This window comes from Klebsiella sp. GN_Kp190, from assembly GCF_040061795.1.
Classification (GTDB): domain Bacteria; phylum Pseudomonadota; class Gammaproteobacteria; order Enterobacterales; family Enterobacteriaceae; genus Klebsiella; species Klebsiella michiganensis.
In genome coordinates this window covers 187,134-204,071 of sequence record NZ_JBEAFN010000009.1, presented here as the reverse complement: position 1 = coordinate 204,071, position 16,938 = coordinate 187,134, and the positions used below count along the sequence as shown (strand labels likewise).

Here is a 16,938-nt window from a genome sequence, read left to right as displayed (position 1 = left end):
AATGATTGTGATCCAGATCGTTATCTGGATGTATCTTTTAATGATGTCCCCGACGCACGCAGGGTGAATTGACGCCATAGCCACTCAACGGGCCCTTGACGGAAATGACGTAGCCAAAACCACGAGAAGAGAAGATTAACCGCCCATACGGCCGGTACGAAGGCTAACAGCTGTAAGCGGTCATACTTCATAAACAGGCCGAAGCGGTAGAACAGGGTAGTGCAAATCAGGGTCTGCAGCAAATAGTTGGTTAGCGCCATGCGCCCGACGCAGGCAATCGCCCCCACCAGACGACTCTGACACAGCTGCGGCCAGAAGCCCCAGGCCAGCGCCGCGTAGCCGATGGTTTGCAGCGGCGCGCCCAGCTCCCGCGGCGCCTGTAGCAAAAATGCGCACCAGCGGTAGTCCCAGCCAAGATGCCACTGGGCAATAATCGAGGGCAAGTTGACCGCCATTCCGGCCGCAATCAGCAGCACTCCGGTACGCCGATAGTGGCGAAGGCTGAACTGCCCTTTGAGCCAGCCGCTGCGCATCAGCGCGGCGCCCATCAGCATCATACCGGCCAGCTGCCAGCCGTACTGCGCGCCCAGCGCCAGCAGGTTATCCGACAGCATATCCGCACGATTGCTCACCGCTTCAAAGCCGCCTTTTAGCTTCCAGTACTGCTCGTACTGCAAATTTGCCGCGTCCGGCAGCCACGAACGATTGGGCGTATTGCCGGAAATCAATCCCAGCAACACCAGTACCGCCACGCCGATAACGTACAGCACCACGCCGGTATTAAACAGCGATTTGACATCGTGCGCGTCGCGCACCATTCGCCAGCCCACCAGCCCGACCAACGCATAGGCCAGCAGAATATCGCCGTCCCAGAAAAACAGTCCGTGAATAAAGCCAAGCAGCGCCAGCAGCGTCAGGCGCGACTGGATCCAGCGCTTGCCGCGCGGCAGCAGAAGCTGAAGTCCGGCGCCAAACAGCAGGGCGAATAGGGTCAGGAATTTGACCTGCGCCAGCAGATCGAGAATCGCCCAGGTCCAGGCGTCGCTGGCGGAAATGTTCCCGGACCACGCCGGGTTGAGGTAAGCGGCCTTCGGTAAACCGAAGGCGCTGATATTCAGTAGCAGGATACCGAGGATGGCGACGCCGCGGACAAAGTCCAGCGTGACATTTCTCTCCATGTACCCTGCTCCGTTTTAGTTGTGGTGACGTACGGCGCGCAGGAACTCCTGGCGGGTATTCTGGCTGGATTTAAACAGGCCGCCCAGCGACGTGGTGGTGGTGGCGCTGGTGGCATCGCGAATGCCGCGCGCTTTCACGCAGTAGTGCACCGCATCGATGGAAACCGCGACGTTGCTGGTCCCCAGCAGCGTTTGCAGCGCGGTGAGGATCTGCTGCGTCAGCCGCTCCTGCACCTGCGGACGCTGGGAGAAGAACTGCACGATACGGTTAATTTTCGACAGGCCAATCACCGAATCTTTCGGGATATAGGCCACCGTGGCTTTGCCGTCAATGGTCACAAAATGGTGTTCACAGGTGCTGGTCAGGGTGATATCGCGCACGGTCACCATTTCATCAACCTGCATCTTATTTTCGATGACGGTGATTTTGGGGAACCGGGCGTAGTCCAGTCCGGAGAAGATCTCATCGACGTACATTTTGGCGATGCGATGCGGGGTCTCCATCAGGCTGTCATCACTTAGATCAAGGTTTAACAGCTGCATAATCTCGGTCATGTGTCCGGCGATCAGACGCTTGCGAGTTTCATTATCAATTTCTTGTACTGGCGGACGCAGCGGCGTCTCCAGCCCACGAGCGACCAGCGCTTCATGAACGAGTATGGCTTCTTTACTCAGTGATGACATTTTTGTTCTCCTGCAGGTGTGGCGCTCTTTGCTCTTCTGAGGGCAAAGTTTGTATTCATTGTGCGTGAGGTGACGCACAGAATCCAGTAGCCGCATCGATAATTGTTGAAATTGGCGTCACCTCTCGTTCCACGCCGCCAGACCAGCGCACTACGATGCATCACGCAACGCCCTGCTCACCTTGCCGCAACCAAGCCAATCGCCGACCCATAGCGCGACGCCTGCCGCTGCGGCAAGGTCAGCATGTTGGTTAAAAGTTGCATTAATGATGCAATACGTTCCGAAAAGGAGGAAGTGAAAGTTACTCACGAGGGCATGAAATATCTGTATTATGGAAAATTACGCCTGAGACATTTAAGGAGCCCTGCATGGAACTGCTCGAAGAGCACCGCTGTTTTGAAGGTCGGCAGCAACGCTGGCGGCACGACTCCGCAACGCTGAACTGCGCAATGACCTTCAGCATCTTTTTACCTCCCGCCGCCGCTGACGCGCCGCCGCCGGTTCTCTACTGGCTCTCCGGCCTGACCTGCAACGATGAAAACTTCACCACCAAAGCGGGCGCTCAGCGCGTCGCCGCCGAACTGGGCATTGCGCTGGTGATGCCGGACACCAGTCCGCGCGGTGATAACGTTGCCGACGATAGCGCTTACGATCTGGGGAAAGGCGCTGGCTTTTATCTCAATGCCACCCAGGCGCCCTGGTCCGCGCATTTCCGCATGTACGATTACCTTCGCGACGAGCTGCCGCAGCTGATTGCCCGCGAGTTTAATCTCAGCGGCCGCTGCGCCATCAGCGGGCATTCCATGGGCGGCCACGGCGCGCTGGTGATGGCGCTGAAGAATCCGGGCCGCTTCGTCAGCGTTTCCGCGTTCGCGCCTATCGTTAACCCGACCCAGGTTCCCTGGGGCAAAAAAGCGTTTACCGCCTATCTGGGAGCGGATGAAGCGGCCTGGCAGGCCTGGGACAGCTGCGCGTTAATGCAGGCCAGCAGCGAGTCAGATGCGATTCCAACCCTGATTGACCAGGGCGATAGCGATACATTCCTCGCCGAACAGCTGCAGCCGGCGGTGCTGGCGGAAACCGCGCGTCAGAAAAGCTGGCCGTTAACCCTGCGTATTCAGCCCGGGTACGATCACAGCTACTACTTTATCGCCTCATTTATTGAGGACCACCTGCGCTTCCATGCCCGGCACCTCTTCTCCTGATCCTTTCAATGCGTCGTGAAGCACCTTCCCGGCGCATTGATACGCAAAATGCCTCATCATCCAATAGTCATAAAAACTAATATATACAGAGAGATAGTGTATTTTCCGTCGTCGGGGGTATGATTTTTGGCGGCGCTTGAGGCTTTCGCCTCAGAGCAGGATTGAGTTTTACCGTTGTGCTGAGGCAGAAAGAAGAAAGCCCCGAAGGTAATGTAATCACCCACGAGGCTGTCCCGATGCCTAGACAATATCAGGTTAGTCTCTTACCCGCCGTAAGGCAAGGAGAACAAACCATGAAGGTACCGCCCAACGTCCCGATCTGGTGTCTGCTCATCGTGTGTATCACGCTATTAGCGTTCACCCTGATGGTAAGAAAATCGCTTTGCGAAATTCGCTACCGCGATACGAACAGGGAGGTAGCTGCTTTTATGGCTTACGAATCCGGTAAGTAGCCACCTGGAGCGGTGGGTTCGCCCACCGCTTTTCCGTCTGGCTTCACCCTGAGCGCCTTTAGCGAGGGCTGGCAGGGAAATCTGCCAGCCCTCTTTTATCGCCCGGTTAGAAGCGGTAATCGACGGCCATAAAGTAGCGGCGGCCTTCTTCCGTATAGCTATAGTCGTCGCGGCTCAGATCCTTATCGCCCACGTTGAGTACCCCGGAGCGCAGCTTGACGTTTTTGGTGACGTTCCAGGCCGCGCCGATATCAAACATAGTGTAGCCGCCGGGCGTTTTGCCCGTCGCGCTGACCGAACGCTGTTCGCCGGTATAGTTGGCGGTGACGTAGAAGGACCAGTCGTCCAGCGGTTTCCAGTCGAGGGTACCGTTAGCGGTATGGAACGGCAGCGTTTGCAGCGGTTTATCGCCGCCGTTACTCAGGTCGCGGCCATCGTTGTAGGTGTAGTTTACCGTCAGCTTCCATTCGTCGCCGAACGGCACCTTCAATTCCGTTTCTACCCCTTTGATACGCGCCTTATTGACGTTGAAGTAGCGGAATACCGGCACGCGCTTACCGTTCACCGTTTTCCAGCCGACAAAATTCGGGTAGCCCGGCGCTTCGCTGGCGCTGGAAGTACGCAGGATATCGATCATATCGTCAACGTTATTCTGGAAGGTGGTGACGCTTCCTTCCACGCCTTCAAGCCAGCCTTCTTCACCGCGATAGTAAAGACCCAGTTCGAAGCTTTCGCTGGTTTCCGGTTTCAGATCCGGGTTACCGATAATGCTGCACGAGCCGCGGCAGGAGTTGGTGGTCCAGTCCGGGTTCAGCTGCAGCAGGGATGGCGCTTTAAATGCCGTCGCCCAACCGCCCTTCACGGTCACGGTATCGGTGGCGTTATAGACCAGATAAGCACGCGGGCTCCAGTGATCGCCATAGGTCTGGTGATCGTCCATACGAATGCCGGTCGTTAAAGCCAGAGGCTCGATTATCCGCCATTCATCTTCGAGGAACAGCGCGTACTGGCTGGCGGAAGTGGATTTACCCCCGCTGCTCAGGTTGACCGGATCTTTCAGCTTATCGTGACGCCATTCGCCGCCGAAGGTCAGCAGCTGGTTGATCATGCCCAGCGGCAGCACGTATTTGCCGTCCACCGAGTTACTCTCAGATGTGATCGTTCCGGCCTGGCCCGGATTTTTATTATCTACTTTCTCGCCGTAGAATTTCAGCTCGCTATTGCCGACATCCCAGCGGCCGTTGTGGCTCAGGGAGTAGTTCTGGCGCTCGAGGCGGTTGCGATCAAGAGAATCGGAATCCCGATCCTGGCGATCGAACCCGTAGCCAGCGGTAATGTCCTGATTATCGGTGGGCGTCCAGGCGAATTCGACGTTGCCGTCGCGGCTGGTGAAGCCTTCAATACGCGGCGTTTCGCCAGCTGCGTTGCTGGAAGCCTGCTGATCGTCCTTGGCGCGCTTTGCCAGGCTGCCGTAGGCTTTCATCCCCAGCACGCCGTCAATCAGCGGGCCGCTGGTAAAGAACTGACCGTTGTACGTATCGCCGCGATCGCGGTGTTCCTGAATGGTGGTATCCGCGCTGAGGGTGCCCGTCCACTGCTGACCGACTTTTTTGGTAATGATATTGACCACGCCGCCGAGGGCGTCGGAACCATAGAGGGAAGACATCGGCCCGCGCACCACTTCGATACGCTCAATGGCATCAACCGGGATCCAGTTGAGGTCAAAATCGTTGTGGCGGAAAACGGCGTTGCGCGAGTTAACGCGTTTGCCGTCAACGAGGATCAGCGTATAGCCGCTGCTGAGGCCGCGAATGCTCACCCCTTTGCGGTTATCCCCTTCGTTGGTGAGCTGCACGCCCGGCACTTCCCGCAGTACATCCTTCAGGTTTTGTACCGGTCTACGCTGCAGATCCTGTTGGGTGATAACGCTAATACTGGCGGGCGCATCTTTGACGCTCTGTTCAGTTGCCGCAGCGGTGACGACCAGCGTTTCTTCGTTAACGTCGGCGAGCGCCGGAAACGCCAGGGATACGACGGACGCGCATAATCCGGCCCGGACAAAAGGGTTTAGCCTGAACATTCCATATCTCCATGAGGTGTACAACAAAACAAACAAAAAAGGTCCTGCTCACAGGTACTGTCGGCATAGCGCTCTAACGGCGTATGCGCGCAATTTTTTACAGTAGATGTGGCTGGTCGCCCCTTGTCAGTCTGACCCTCTGCAAGATACGGGGATTGGCTTCATCCTGAATTTGGCGGAAATGATAAAGATAATGATTACAATTATCAATAAAATTATGAATAACTGTATCAACATGTAAGAATCGCAGACATAAAAAAACCCTCTCAGTGAAAGGGTTTTATCTTACGGCGTCAGCTGACCTTAGCCTTTAAAGCGCTCCGGGAACTTCATTTCGCTGTAGCGCACAAAACGCGTTCCTTTCGCCAGCTTGTAACCGAACCAGATCACCAGGAACAGCGGAATGCCGATATAGGTTGCCGCCACGCCGCCCCAGTCGATGGTATCTTTAAGGAACGCTTCGTAATTCTGGCCCAGGGTAATGATCAGGCACAGCACGAAAGCGAAGATCGGCCCCAGCGGGAAAAAGCCGGAACGATACGGCAAATCGTTGAGATCGTTCCCCTGCAGCACGTAGCCGCGACGGAAGCGATAGTGGCTAATGGCAATCCCCAGCCAGGCGATAAAGCCGGTCATGCCGGAGGTATTCAGCAGCCACAGGTAAACGGTCTGATTACCGAACATCGAGCTCAGGAAGCACAGCCCTGCAATCACCGTGGTGGCATACAGCGCATTACGCGGCACGCCGCCTTTGGACAGCTTAGAGAAAATACGCGGCGCTTTGCCATCGCAGGCCAGGGTGTAGAGCATGCGGGTGGACGCGTACATCCCGGAGTTACCCGCCGACAGTACCGCCGTCAGAATAACCGCGTTCATAATCGCCGCCGCCGACAGCAGCCCCGCGTGCTGGAAGACCAGCGTGAACGGGCTGACGGAAATATCTTTCACGTCGTTACGCAGCAGGCTCGGGTCGGTATACGGAATAATCAGGCTGATGATCAGGATGGCGAACACATAGAACAGCAGGATACGCCAGAACACCTGCCGCACGGCGCGCGGAATGTTCTTCTCCGGGTTTTCCGACTCGCCGGCCGCGATGCCGATAAGCTCGGTTCCCTGGAACGAGAAGCCGACAATCATCGCCACGCCAATCATCGCCGCAAAGCCGCCGGCAAACGGCGCATCGTCGACAACCCAGTTGCTCCAGCCCGCAGGCTGTGCGCCTTTAAAGATGCCAAAGATCATCATCACGCCGACAATAATAAAGATGATGACGGTGGCCACTTTGATCAGCGAGAACCAGTATTCCGCTTCACCAAAGCCTTTTACCGAGATCCAGTTCAGCAGGAACATGATGCCGAGGAACAGCGCGCTCCAGACCCAGCCGGGTGCATCGGGGAACCAGTAGGTCATCACCAGTTGAGCGGCAACGAGGTCAACGGCGATGGTCACCGCCCAGTTGTACCAGTAGTTCCAGCCCAGCGCGAAGCCAAAGCCTTCCTCAACGTAATTCTGCCCGTAGGTGGCAAAAGAGCCGGACACCGGCATAAACGCCGCCAGCTCGCCGAGGCTGGTCATCAGGAAATAAACCATCAGGCCGATGAGAATATAAGAGAGCAGCGCCCCACCCGGGCCCGCCTGAGAAATCGTTGCGCCAGAGGCAACAAAAAGACCTGTACCTATGGAACCGCCAATCGCGATCATGGTCAAGTGGCGCGCCTTCAGTTCACGACGTAAACCGGGCGCTTCTGTGGTTTTAGTATCCGAAACCATGTGAAAATGCTATCCATCCAAAAAACGAGGCGAGATTGTAGCAGAGTGTCTGTGATCCATCCGATACAATTGCAAAGTTATAAGAGAGCTTCATGATCGAGCATGGATTATTAGTAAAGCATGAAATCCCGAAAACGCCAGCGCGCGTGGCGTCCGCTTTTACACGTCGCAATAATGCAGAAATCGCTGTAATGCCTTGGAAATATGCTTCTGCCGGTGATGAATGCGCCACAAGGTGCGGGTTAAGCGCGGGAGCGGAATCGTCAGCTCCACCAGCGATCCAACTTCAAGCTGCTCCGCCACCACGCGTCGCGACAGGCAGCTAATGCCCAGACCGTGGCGCACCGCGTGCTTGATGGCTTCCGAGTTGCCCAGCTCCATCCCAAGATGAAACGCCGGTAAATGCGAGAGTAATAAATAGTCGACGATTTCCCGGGTCCCGGAGCCGTGCTCGCGTAAAATCCACGGCGCTTCCGCCAGCCGTTGCAGCGTCACCTCCCCTGCCAGCAGCGGCGAATCCGGCGCGGCAAAGACCACCAGCTCATCTTCCAGCCAGGGTTCGGCGATAATATCCGCGGCGTGACAGGGACCTTCAATCAGCCCGATATCCACGCGCAGATCGGCCACCGCATTGATCACGTCCTGGCTATTGCCCACGCTCAGCTCCAGCGGTAAATCCGGCAGATCCCGTCGATAGCGCGCAATGATTTCCGGCAGAATATAGTTGCCGATGGTGCTGCTGGCGTAGACGCGGATCGCGCCGTTGTCGCCGCGAAACAGCTGCTCTATCTCCAGCGCCCGCTCCAGCAGCGCCAGCGCCCGCGGATAAAGCAGCCTGCCGTGCTCGTTGACCACCAGCCTTTTCCCTACGCGGTCAAAGAGCTGCACCCCCAGCTGCCCTTCCAGTTCGGTCAGCGCCGCGCTAACCGCCGACTGGGAAAGCGCCAGCATTTGCGACGCCTGAGTGGTCGATCCGCTTTTTAAAACTTCAGCAAAAACTTCCAGCTGACGTAGCGTGATATGCATATTTTTTCCTGCCTTTATAGACGACTCGCGATCCGCGGCGTGAGGCTGAGGCCCATCGTTCTCAAACCGCGAAACCGCGTTTTTACCACTTATTTCGATTAATTATAAATATATAATCAATTTTATATTTAAACCAGCGAGTCGTATGCTTTTCCCAGACAAAGGAGAAGGTTATGACAGCACTCACTTTACCGACTAAACATCGCCCATTGCGGCACTTTGCACCTGGACTGGCGCTCACCGCCCTGCTCACCGGCGCAGCGCTGTGGGCCGGTAGCTTTCCGGCTATCGCCGGCGCGGGCTTCAGCGCCCTCACGCTGGCCATTTTATTCGGCATGGTCATCGGTAACACGGTTTACCCGAAAATCTGGCAGCCCTGCGACGGCGGCGTGATTTTTGCCAAGCAGCACCTGCTGCGCCTCGGCATCATCTTATACGGCTTTCGCCTGACGTTCGCCCAGATTGCCGACGTCGGCGTCGGCGGTATCGTGATTGACGTTCTGACGCTTTCCAGCACCTTTTTGATCGCCTGTTTTCTTGGGCAAAAGGTTTTCGGCCTCGATAAACATACCAGCTGGCTGATTGGCGCCGGCAGCAGCATCTGCGGCGCGGCAGCGGTACTGGCGACGGAACCGGTCGTCAAAGCGGAGGCCAGCAAAGTCACGGTCGCCGTCGCCACGGTGGTGATTTTCGGTACCATTGCCATCTTCCTGTACCCGGCGATTTATCCCTTCCTGGCGCACTGGTTCACGCCGGAAGCCTACGGCATTTATATGGGTTCGACGATGCATGAGGTTGCTCAGGTTGTCGCGGCAGGCCACGCGGTGGGTCCGGACGCGGAAAACGCGGCGGTGATTGCAAAAATGCTGCGCGTGATGATGCTGGCTCCGTTCCTGCTGTTCCTCGCCGCGCGCGTGAAGCAATTAGCCCCGGCAAACGGCGGTGAGAAAAGTAAAATCACCATTCCGTGGTTTGCGATCCTGTTTATTCTGGTGGCGGTGTTTAACTCCTTCCACCTGCTGCCGAAAGCGGTTGTCGATATGCTGGTCACGCTGGATACCGTACTGCTGGCGATGGCGATGGCCGCCCTCGGCCTGACCACCCACGTCAGCGCGCTGAAAAAAGCCGGCGCCAAACCGCTGCTGATGGCGCTGATGCTCTTCGTCTGGCTGATTGTCGGCGGCGGCGCGATTAACCTGGCCATTCATAGCCTGATGGCCTGAAGCCCCTCGCTACTCAGGTTGTATTAAGGATGATGTAACTCTCCGGCTAAGCCGCTATCATTACCCTCCCCCCAGCGGCTTAACTGGAGTTTTTTTATGAAATATATTGGAGCGCACGTCAGCGCCTCCGGCGGTGTAGCCAACGCCGCCATTCGCGCAGCCGAAATCGGCGCGACCGCATTTGCCCTCTTTACCAAAAACCAGCGCCAGTGGCGCGCCGCCCCTCTGAGCGACGAAACCATTGCTGAATTTAAAGCCGCCTGCGAAAAGTACCAGTTCGGCCCGGGGCAAATTCTGCCGCACGACAGCTATCTGATAAACCTCGGTCATCCGGTTGAGGACGCGCTGGAAAAATCCCGCGATGCCTTTATTGATGAACTCTCCCGCTGCCAGCAGCTCGGCCTGACGCTGCTGAATTTCCATCCGGGTAGCCATCTGCAGCAAATACCGGAAGACGAATGTCTGGCGCGTATCGCCGAATCGATCAATATCGCGCTGGCAAAAACCGAAGGCGTCACGGCGGTCATTGAAAACACCGCCGGCCAGGGCAGTAACCTGGGCTTTAAGTTTGAGCATCTGGCGGCCATCATCGACGGTGTGGAAGATAAATCACGCGTCGGCGTGTGCATTGATACCTGTCACGCCTTCGCCGCCGGCTACGACCTGCGCAGCGCCGAAGAGTGCGAAAAAACCTTCGCTGATTTCGACCGAATTGTGGGTTTCCAGTATCTGCGCGGTATGCACCTGAACGATGCGAAAAGCGCGTTCGCCAGCCGCGTTGACCGTCACCACAGCCTGGGTGAAGGCAATATTGGTCATGATGCTTTCCGCTGGATTATGCAGGACCGCCGCTTTGACGGTATCCCGCTGATTCTGGAAACGATCAATCCTGATATCTGGGCGGAAGAGATCGCCTGGCTGCGGGCGCAGCAAACGGAAGAGGCCACGGTCTGATATGAACGACAGGGAAAAGCAGATCCTCAAAATTTTGCGGCGCAATCCGCTAATTCAGCAGCATGAGATTGCCGATATTCTGCAGATTAGCCGCTCCCGCGTGGCCGCGCATATTATGGACCTCACGCGTAAGGGGGCCATCAAGGGCAAAGGCTACATCCTTACCGAGCAGGAGTACTGCGTCTCGCTGGGCGCGGTGAATATGGATATCCGCGGAATTGCCGATATTCATTATCCTCAACCGGTCTCCAACCCGGGGAATATCCAGTGCTCCGCCGGCGGCGTGGCGCGGAACATCGCGCATAACCTGGCGCTGCTGGGCCGCGATGTGCATTTGATTTCCGCCGTCGGCAGCGACTTTTACGGCGAAACGCTGCTGGAGCAAACCCGCCAGGCGGGCGTTAACGTGCAAAGCTGTATCCGCCTGCACGGCCATAACACCGCCACCTATCTCTCCATCGCTAACCCGCAGGAAGAAACGGTGCTGGCGATTAACGATACGCATATTTTACAGTCGCTCACGCCCCAGCTGCTGAATCAGTACCGGGATCTGCTGACGCATGCCGGCGTCGTTCTGGTCGATTGTAATTTGACGGAGCAGTCGCTGGAGTGGGTATTTACCCTGGCTAACGGCATTCCGGTATTTGTTGATACCGTGTCCGAGTTTAAAGCGCACCGCATTCGCCCATGGCTGGGGAAGATCCACACCCTCAAACCCACGCTGCGCGAACTCCAGATCCTCTGGGGACAGGCTATCGAAAACGACGCGGATCGCGATCGGGCGCTAGCATGGCTGCACGAAAGGGGAACTCAGCGGGTGGTGATTTGCTCGGAAGACGACGCTGTTTTCTGTAGCGAAGCAGGGGGTGAACGCTTTCGGATGAGTCTGCCGGACCATACGACGATAGACAGCTTCGGCGCCGACGATGCGCTAATGGCAGGGCTACTTTATAGCTATCTCGACGGTAGCGACTTTAAAGAGAGCGTCGCTTTCGCCATGGCCTGCACCGCCATCACCCGCGCCAGCGACGGTATCAACAACCCCTCGTTGTCCGTTGATAACGCGCTCAATTTACTTCCCGGCGTGGCGTAGCGCGCACCGCAGGCGCGGTGCGCGCAGCCTGTTATGCCAGGCCAATAAAGAACCCGGCAATGGTGGCGCTCATCAGGTTAGAGAGCGTGGCCGCCGCCAGGGCGCGCAGCCCAAGCTGGGCAATCTCCGGCGCGCGCTGCGGTGAAATGGCCGAAAACGCCCCGACAACCACGCCGATCGAGCCAAAGTTGGCGAAACCGCACAGCGCGAACGAGATGATCGCAACGGTTTTCACGTCCAGATTGCCGCCAGCTTGCAGATAGGGTGAAAAGTTGAGGTAGGCGACGAATTCGTTTATCGCCAGCTTTTGGCCAATCAGGCTGCCCGCCAGCGTCGCATCGCTCCAGTCAACGCCCATAATCCATGCCAGCGGCGCGAGCAGGAAGCCGAAAATTCCCTCCAGCGTGGCGTGACCGTAGCCAAACCAGCCGCCAATGCCGCCGATAATACCGTTCAGCAGAGCAATAATCGCCACAAACGCCATCACTACCGTTGCCACCCCGGCGGCAATTTTCAGGCCGGTCATCGCCCCTGACGCCGCCGCCTCGATAACGCTTTTCGGCGGCGTCTCGGTGAAGGAGAGATTGTCGAAAGTGACCTGGGATGCTTCGGTTGCCGGACTCAGCATACGGGCAAACAGAATCCCGCCGGGGATAGCCATAAGCGAAGCGGCCAGCAGATAATCAATCGGCACGCCCATACCGGCATAGCCGATCATCATCGACCCGGCGATCGACGCCATCCCGCTGCAAATCGCGGTAAAAAGCTCATTGCGGTTGAGCTTGTTGATAAACGGTTTGACGATCGCCGGGATCTCATTTTGCCCAAGAAAAATGGTGGTCACGGCGACAAAAGACTCAATTTTGCTGATATTCAGCGCCTTCTGGAAGATGCCGCCGAGAATCCGGATCAGCAGCCCCATCACGCCGAGGTAGTAAAGCAGGCTTATCAGCGCGGTGACAAAAATGATGGCGGGCAGCACGCGGAAGGCGAAGATAAAGCCGGCGCCGTCAAACAGCACGTCCATCTTCGGGCCGACCAGTGAACCAAAAATAAACGCGCTTCCGGCGTCGCTATAGGACATGACTTTATGTACCCCAAGCGCGGCCTGCTCGACCAGCCACTTGCCCGGCGGAAAGTAGAGCATCACCCCGCCAATGACGATTTGCAGCAGCAGCGCCGCCCCTACCGTTCTGACGCTGATGCGTTTTTTATTGACTGACAGCGCAAAGGCAATGGCCAGCAACACCACCATCCCCAGAAGACTTCTCATGATGTCCATAATGATATCCTTACCTGGTGGAAAACCCGGCGTGGGCCAGGCTTTCGGTATCGTTGATATCGGGGCGGGCAACCGCAAACGGCCCGCAACTGTCGTCAGGCTACCTGCTGATACTCTTTGGCAATCTCGCAGGCCAGAATGGCGTTGTTGAAGACCAGCTGAATATTGGATTTCAGGCTGTCTCCGCCGGTCAGCTCCGCTACGCGGGCCAGCAGGAACGGCGTACTCGCTTTCCCCACCACGCCCTGCTCTTCCGCCTCCTTCACCGCCCGGTTGATGGCGGCGTTGATTTTCTCTTCCGGCATCGCGAACGCTTCAGGAATGGGGTTCGCCACCACCATGCCGCCATTCAGACCCGACTGCCATTTCACCGCCATCGCTTTGGCGATCTCTTTGGCGCTATTGAGGCGAATGCTGACGTCAAACGGGCTGGTTCGGCAGAAGAATGCCGGCAGCGCAGAGGTTTGATAACCAATAAGCGGAACGCCAAACGTTTCTAAATATTCGGTCGTTAAACCGAGATCGAGAATAGATTTTGCACCGGCGCAGACGACGGTGACGTTGGTATTTGCCAGCTCCTGCAAATCGGCGGAAATATCAAACGTGTGCTCGGCTCCGCGATGTACACCGCCAATACCGCCGGTAGCGAAGACTTTAATCCCGGCCATTGCGGCAATAATCATGGTGGACGCCACGGTGGTCGCGCCATTTAATCCCGCGGCGACAACAAAGGGTAAATCACGACGACTAACTTTGGCGACGTTATGCCCTTCGCGACCCAGCAGTTCAATTTCTTCACGGCTTAAGCCAACTTTCATGACGCCATGAATAATCGCAATGGTTGCCGGCACCGCCCCCTGGCGACGAATGGTTTCTTCTACTTCCAGCGCCGTTTGCGCATTTTCCGGAAATGGCATGCCGTGAGAAATAATGGTCGATTCCAGCGCCACTACTGGCTGATTATTTTTCAACGCCTGCTGGACTTCCGCAGAAACCTGTAATAATTCAGAGGAAATATTTAATTCAGACATATTCTTTCTCCACTACCTTTTTTACGTTGGCGTAAGATAATTCAGGGTTATTGGTGAATTCCGATGAGAGCGCCAGAGAAGAGCATCCCTGAGCAAACTTCACCGCTTGCGAAAATGAACAGCCGTCGAGCCAGCAGCAGGCAAGGCCGGCCATCATGGCGTCACCGGCGCCGGTGACGTTAACGACCTGAGTTTTCAGCGGCGCTGACCAGCCGCGTTCGCCCTCTTTCTCACTGTAGTAAACCCCGTCGCCGCCCATGCTCAGCACCAGGCGCTTCAGGCCACGCTGATGAAACCAGTCGGCAACGCGCGCGACGTCATCCGTGCCGGACAGCGCGATGCCGCTCAGCGTTTCAGCTTCAATTCGGTTCGGTTTCAGGGTGTGAATACGCCCCAGATGCTGGCTGATTTTCACGCACTTCCAGGCTGAAACCGGATCGACAAAAACGGGCGTTGCGCCGCTATTTTCCATCAGCCAGGCGAGAGCGGCCTCGCTGATATTGCAATCAACGACAATCACCGCAGCGTTGCGGATAAAATCTTGATGCTGTCTTAAAAACGCTGGCGTAATATGTTCAGTGATGCTCATATCATTAATCGCCACCAGCATTTCACCGGTATTATCAAGCAGCGATAAATAGCTTGAAGTACCTTCCCCCTGGATAACCTGACATTTATCGACGTGAACCCCGGACTGGGCCGTTTGTTTTAATAGAGAGTGGCCATAAAAATCGTCACCGACAACCGATAATAGCCACGCTGTTTTATTTAACAAGGCAATGTTTTGCGCAATGTTTCGCCCTACGCCGCCGGGAGTGTATTTTATTTTCCCGGGGTTAGAATCCGCATAGTTCAACGATACATTGGAATAACCAGCAACATCCATATTTGCCGATCCAATAATTACAACGTAATCATTTTCAGGCATAAAAATACCCTCCAGCATAAAAAATGCTATGGCAGTGGAATTATTGAATATCAATAAATAAGCATACTCCCATTCATCACCCCTCAATAAACACATGTTTGAATGTGAACACATGTTTATGTTAAGCGCAATGTTTTTAAAGTAAAGAGGTCAGCAAGAGGGATTTCATATGAACATGAACAAAATCACAAAAAATGACCCGTATGGTTTTTAAACAGTTTAAAAATGCGAAGGAGAGCACATACGGCAGGATGAGCGGGAGGATATGAGGCATAAAAAAAGGGCAGAGAAGACTCTGCCCTTGAGAACGATTTAGTAGGTCGATCAGGCTGCTTTTTCGACTACCTGAACTTCAGGACGTTTCAGCACCGCGTAGGAGAGCCCTGCGACCAGCGTACCGACGACAATCGCCATCAGATAACCGAGTACCGGCGTAATCGCGCCAGGAATCAGCAGGACGAACAGACCGCCGTGCGGCGCCATCAGCTTAGCACCGACCGCCATGGACATCGCGCCGGTGACCGCGCCGCCAACGATACAGCAGGGCAGGACGCGCATCGGGTCGCGAGCAGCGAACGGAATCGCGCCTTCGGTGATAAAGCACAGGCCGAGAACCAGTGCGGCTTTGCCGCCTTCCTGCTGCGCTTTGTCGAACTTGTTACGCGCAACCAGCGTCGCCAGACCCAGCGCCAGCGGTGGAACCATACCCGCCGCCATAATGGCCGCCATCGGCGCATAGGTTTGGGTGGACAGCAAGCCAACACCAAAGGCGTAGGCCGCTTTGTTCACCGGACCGCCCATGTCGGTACACATCATACCGCCGAGGATTGCACCGAGCAGAACCGCGTTCGCCGTGCCCATGGTTTGCAGCCAGTGGGTCAACGCTTCGAGGATCCCGGCAACGGGCTTACCAATCAGGTAAATCATCGCCAGACCTACGATCAGGCTGGAAACCAGTGGAATGATCAGGATTGGCTTCAGCGCCTCCATACTTTGCGGCAGTTTCAGCTTCGTACTGATCGCTTTCGCCACGTAACCGGCAAGGAAACCAGCGATGATACCGCCGATAAAGCCGGACCCGGTGCTTACCGCCAGCATACCGCCGATAAGACCCGGCGTCAGGCCCGGACGGTCAGCGATGGAGAAGGCAATAAAGCCCGCCAGTACCGGCACCATCAGCGCGAAGGCTGAGCCCCCACCGATTTGCATCAGCGCGGCGGCGAGGGTGTCTTTCACTTCAAAGGCTTTAATACCAAAAGCGAAGGAGAGCGCGATACACAGACCGCCCGCCACCACCATCGGCAGCATGTACGACACGCCGGTCAGCAGGTGGCGATAGGCGCCAGCGGACTCTTTTTTGCCTTCCGCCGCGGCCTGGGATTTACCCGCAGGCTGATACGGTTTCGCTTCAACAACGGCTTTATCCAGCTCCTGAGCGGTTTTCTTCAGCGCCAGACCGGTGGTGGTGCGATACATCGGCTTACCGGCGAATTTCGCCAGATCCACTTCGATATCGGCAGCCACCACCACCAGATCCGCCTGTTCAACTTCTTCCGGGGTGATTGCATTGCCCGCGCCCACGGAGCCGCGCGTTTCAACTTTCACCCACCAGCCGCGTTTTTTGGCTTCGGTTTCAATCGCTTCCGCCGCCATAAAGGTGTGCGCCACCCCGGTCGGACAGGCGGTGACCGCCACGATGCGTTTCGGACCGTTGGTCGCTGCGGGTACAGCGGCAGCGGCCGGGGCGCTGTAAGGCGTTGCATGGCTTTTGGCCTCACCGAGGAACAGCTCCGGGTGCGCTACGGCGCGGTTAATATCGCCGAGATAGACCTTTTTGCCGTTCAGCGCGCTGTCGGCCGGCAGCGCCGTGCCCAGCACAATCGCCAGCTCAGCGTCGTTCGGGTTATCAATCAGTTCGAGTTGCGCTTTTTGCGCCGCAGTGCTTAACAGGGTCTTCGCCATATAGGCGCGAGCCTGTCCAAGCCCGGCATCAATAATCAGCAGCGTTTTCATTATGCCTCTCCTGCTG

Annotated in this window: 14 protein-coding genes and 1 pseudogene; 6 read left to right on the top strand and 9 right to left on the bottom strand. The window is 56.4% G+C overall.

Annotated elements, in window-relative coordinates:
• Positions 1-20: 20 nt before the first annotated feature.
• Both yeiB and folE read right to left on the bottom strand, forming a co-directional pair.
• Positions 21-1,178 carry a DUF418 domain-containing protein YeiB gene (gene yeiB, locus ABLU67_RS07120; RefSeq protein WP_148849390.1) on the bottom strand — a complete coding sequence of 386 codons (1,158 nt, stop codon included), beginning with the start codon at positions 1,176-1,178 and terminating at the stop codon, positions 21-23.
• A 15-nt stretch (positions 1,179-1,193) separates the two neighbouring features.
• Complete coding sequence (gene folE / locus ABLU67_RS07115) at positions 1,194-1,862, bottom strand: GTP cyclohydrolase I FolE (RefSeq protein ID WP_004103895.1); 669 nt, start codon at positions 1,860-1,862, stop codon at positions 1,194-1,196.
• Positions 1,863-2,230: 368 nt separating this feature from the next.
• Between folE and fghA the strand changes: the two genes are divergently transcribed.
• From fghA to ABLU67_RS07100, 3 genes and pseudogenes are all read left to right on the top strand, one after another.
• A complete protein-coding gene (gene fghA, locus ABLU67_RS07110) occupies positions 2,231-3,067 on the top strand; it encodes an S-formylglutathione hydrolase (protein ID WP_014839058.1) in 837 nt (278 codons plus the stop codon).
• Between the two features lie 236 nt (positions 3,068-3,303).
• Positions 3,304-3,456, top strand: a pseudogene (locus ABLU67_RS07105) (Hok/Gef family protein); the annotation flags it as partial.
• Complete coding sequence (locus tag ABLU67_RS07100; RefSeq protein ID WP_305955786.1) at positions 3,405-3,515, top strand: DUF5431 family protein; 111 nt, start codon at positions 3,405-3,407, stop codon at positions 3,513-3,515. The pseudogene ABLU67_RS07105 and the gene ABLU67_RS07100, both read left to right, overlap by 52 nt.
• Before the next feature lie 110 nt (positions 3,516-3,625).
• On the opposite strand, the gene cirA is transcribed toward ABLU67_RS07100, so the two are convergent.
• From cirA to yieE, 3 genes are all read right to left on the bottom strand, one after another.
• On the bottom strand, positions 3,626-5,599 hold the full coding sequence (gene cirA, locus ABLU67_RS07095; RefSeq protein ID WP_014230158.1) for a catecholate siderophore receptor CirA: 1,974 nt from the start codon (positions 5,597-5,599) through the stop codon (positions 3,626-3,628).
• A 303-nt stretch (positions 5,600-5,902) separates the two neighbouring features.
• Positions 5,903-7,372, bottom strand: coding sequence for an amino acid permease (locus ABLU67_RS07090; RefSeq protein ID WP_348852226.1), 1,470 nt, complete (start codon positions 7,370-7,372; stop codon positions 5,903-5,905).
• A gap of 159 nt (positions 7,373-7,531) precedes the next feature.
• A complete protein-coding gene (yieE, locus tag ABLU67_RS07085) occupies positions 7,532-8,398 on the bottom strand; it encodes a DNA-binding transcriptional regulator YeiE (RefSeq protein ID WP_014839059.1) in 867 nt (288 codons plus the stop codon).
• Between the two features lie 173 nt (positions 8,399-8,571).
• On the opposite strand from yieE, the gene ABLU67_RS07080 reads away from it, so the two are divergent.
• From ABLU67_RS07080 to ABLU67_RS07070, 3 genes are all read left to right on the top strand, one after another.
• Positions 8,572-9,621, top strand: a complete 1,050-nt coding sequence (locus tag ABLU67_RS07080) for a YeiH family protein (RefSeq protein ID WP_014230161.1) — start codon at positions 8,572-8,574, stop codon at positions 9,619-9,621.
• A gap of 96 nt (positions 9,622-9,717) precedes the next feature.
• Positions 9,718-10,575 carry a deoxyribonuclease IV gene (gene nfo, locus ABLU67_RS07075; RefSeq protein WP_014230162.1) on the top strand — a complete coding sequence of 286 codons (858 nt, stop codon included), beginning with the start codon at positions 9,718-9,720 and terminating at the stop codon, positions 10,573-10,575.
• A gap of 1 nt (position 10,576) precedes the next feature.
• Positions 10,577-11,668, top strand: coding sequence for a sugar kinase (locus tag ABLU67_RS07070; RefSeq protein ID WP_014839060.1), 1,092 nt, complete (start codon positions 10,577-10,579; stop codon positions 11,666-11,668).
• A 31-nt stretch (positions 11,669-11,699) separates the two neighbouring features.
• Here ABLU67_RS07070 and ABLU67_RS07065 read toward each other — a convergent pair whose 3' ends face one another.
• The 4 genes from ABLU67_RS07065 to fruA all read right to left on the bottom strand — a co-directional run bounded on the left by ABLU67_RS07065 (position 11,700) and on the right by fruA (position 16,922).
• Positions 11,700-12,950 (bottom strand): NupC/NupG family nucleoside CNT transporter, encoded by a 1,251-nt coding sequence (locus tag ABLU67_RS07065; RefSeq protein WP_014230164.1) that lies wholly within the window; start codon positions 12,948-12,950, stop codon positions 11,700-11,702.
• Positions 12,951-13,045: 95 nt separating this feature from the next.
• On the bottom strand, positions 13,046-13,981 hold the full coding sequence (locus ABLU67_RS07060) for a pseudouridine-5'-phosphate glycosidase (RefSeq protein ID WP_004852691.1): 936 nt from the start codon (positions 13,979-13,981) through the stop codon (positions 13,046-13,048).
• A complete protein-coding gene (locus tag ABLU67_RS07055; protein ID WP_032751893.1) occupies positions 13,974-14,909 on the bottom strand; it encodes a pseudouridine kinase in 936 nt (311 codons plus the stop codon). The genes ABLU67_RS07060 and ABLU67_RS07055 overlap by 8 nt, the downstream gene beginning before the upstream one ends.
• 324 nt (positions 14,910-15,233) lie before the next feature.
• Positions 15,234-16,922, bottom strand: a complete 1,689-nt coding sequence (gene fruA, locus ABLU67_RS07050; RefSeq protein ID WP_014230167.1) for a PTS fructose transporter subunit IIBC — start codon at positions 16,920-16,922, stop codon at positions 15,234-15,236.
• Positions 16,923-16,938: the final 16 nt, after the last annotated feature.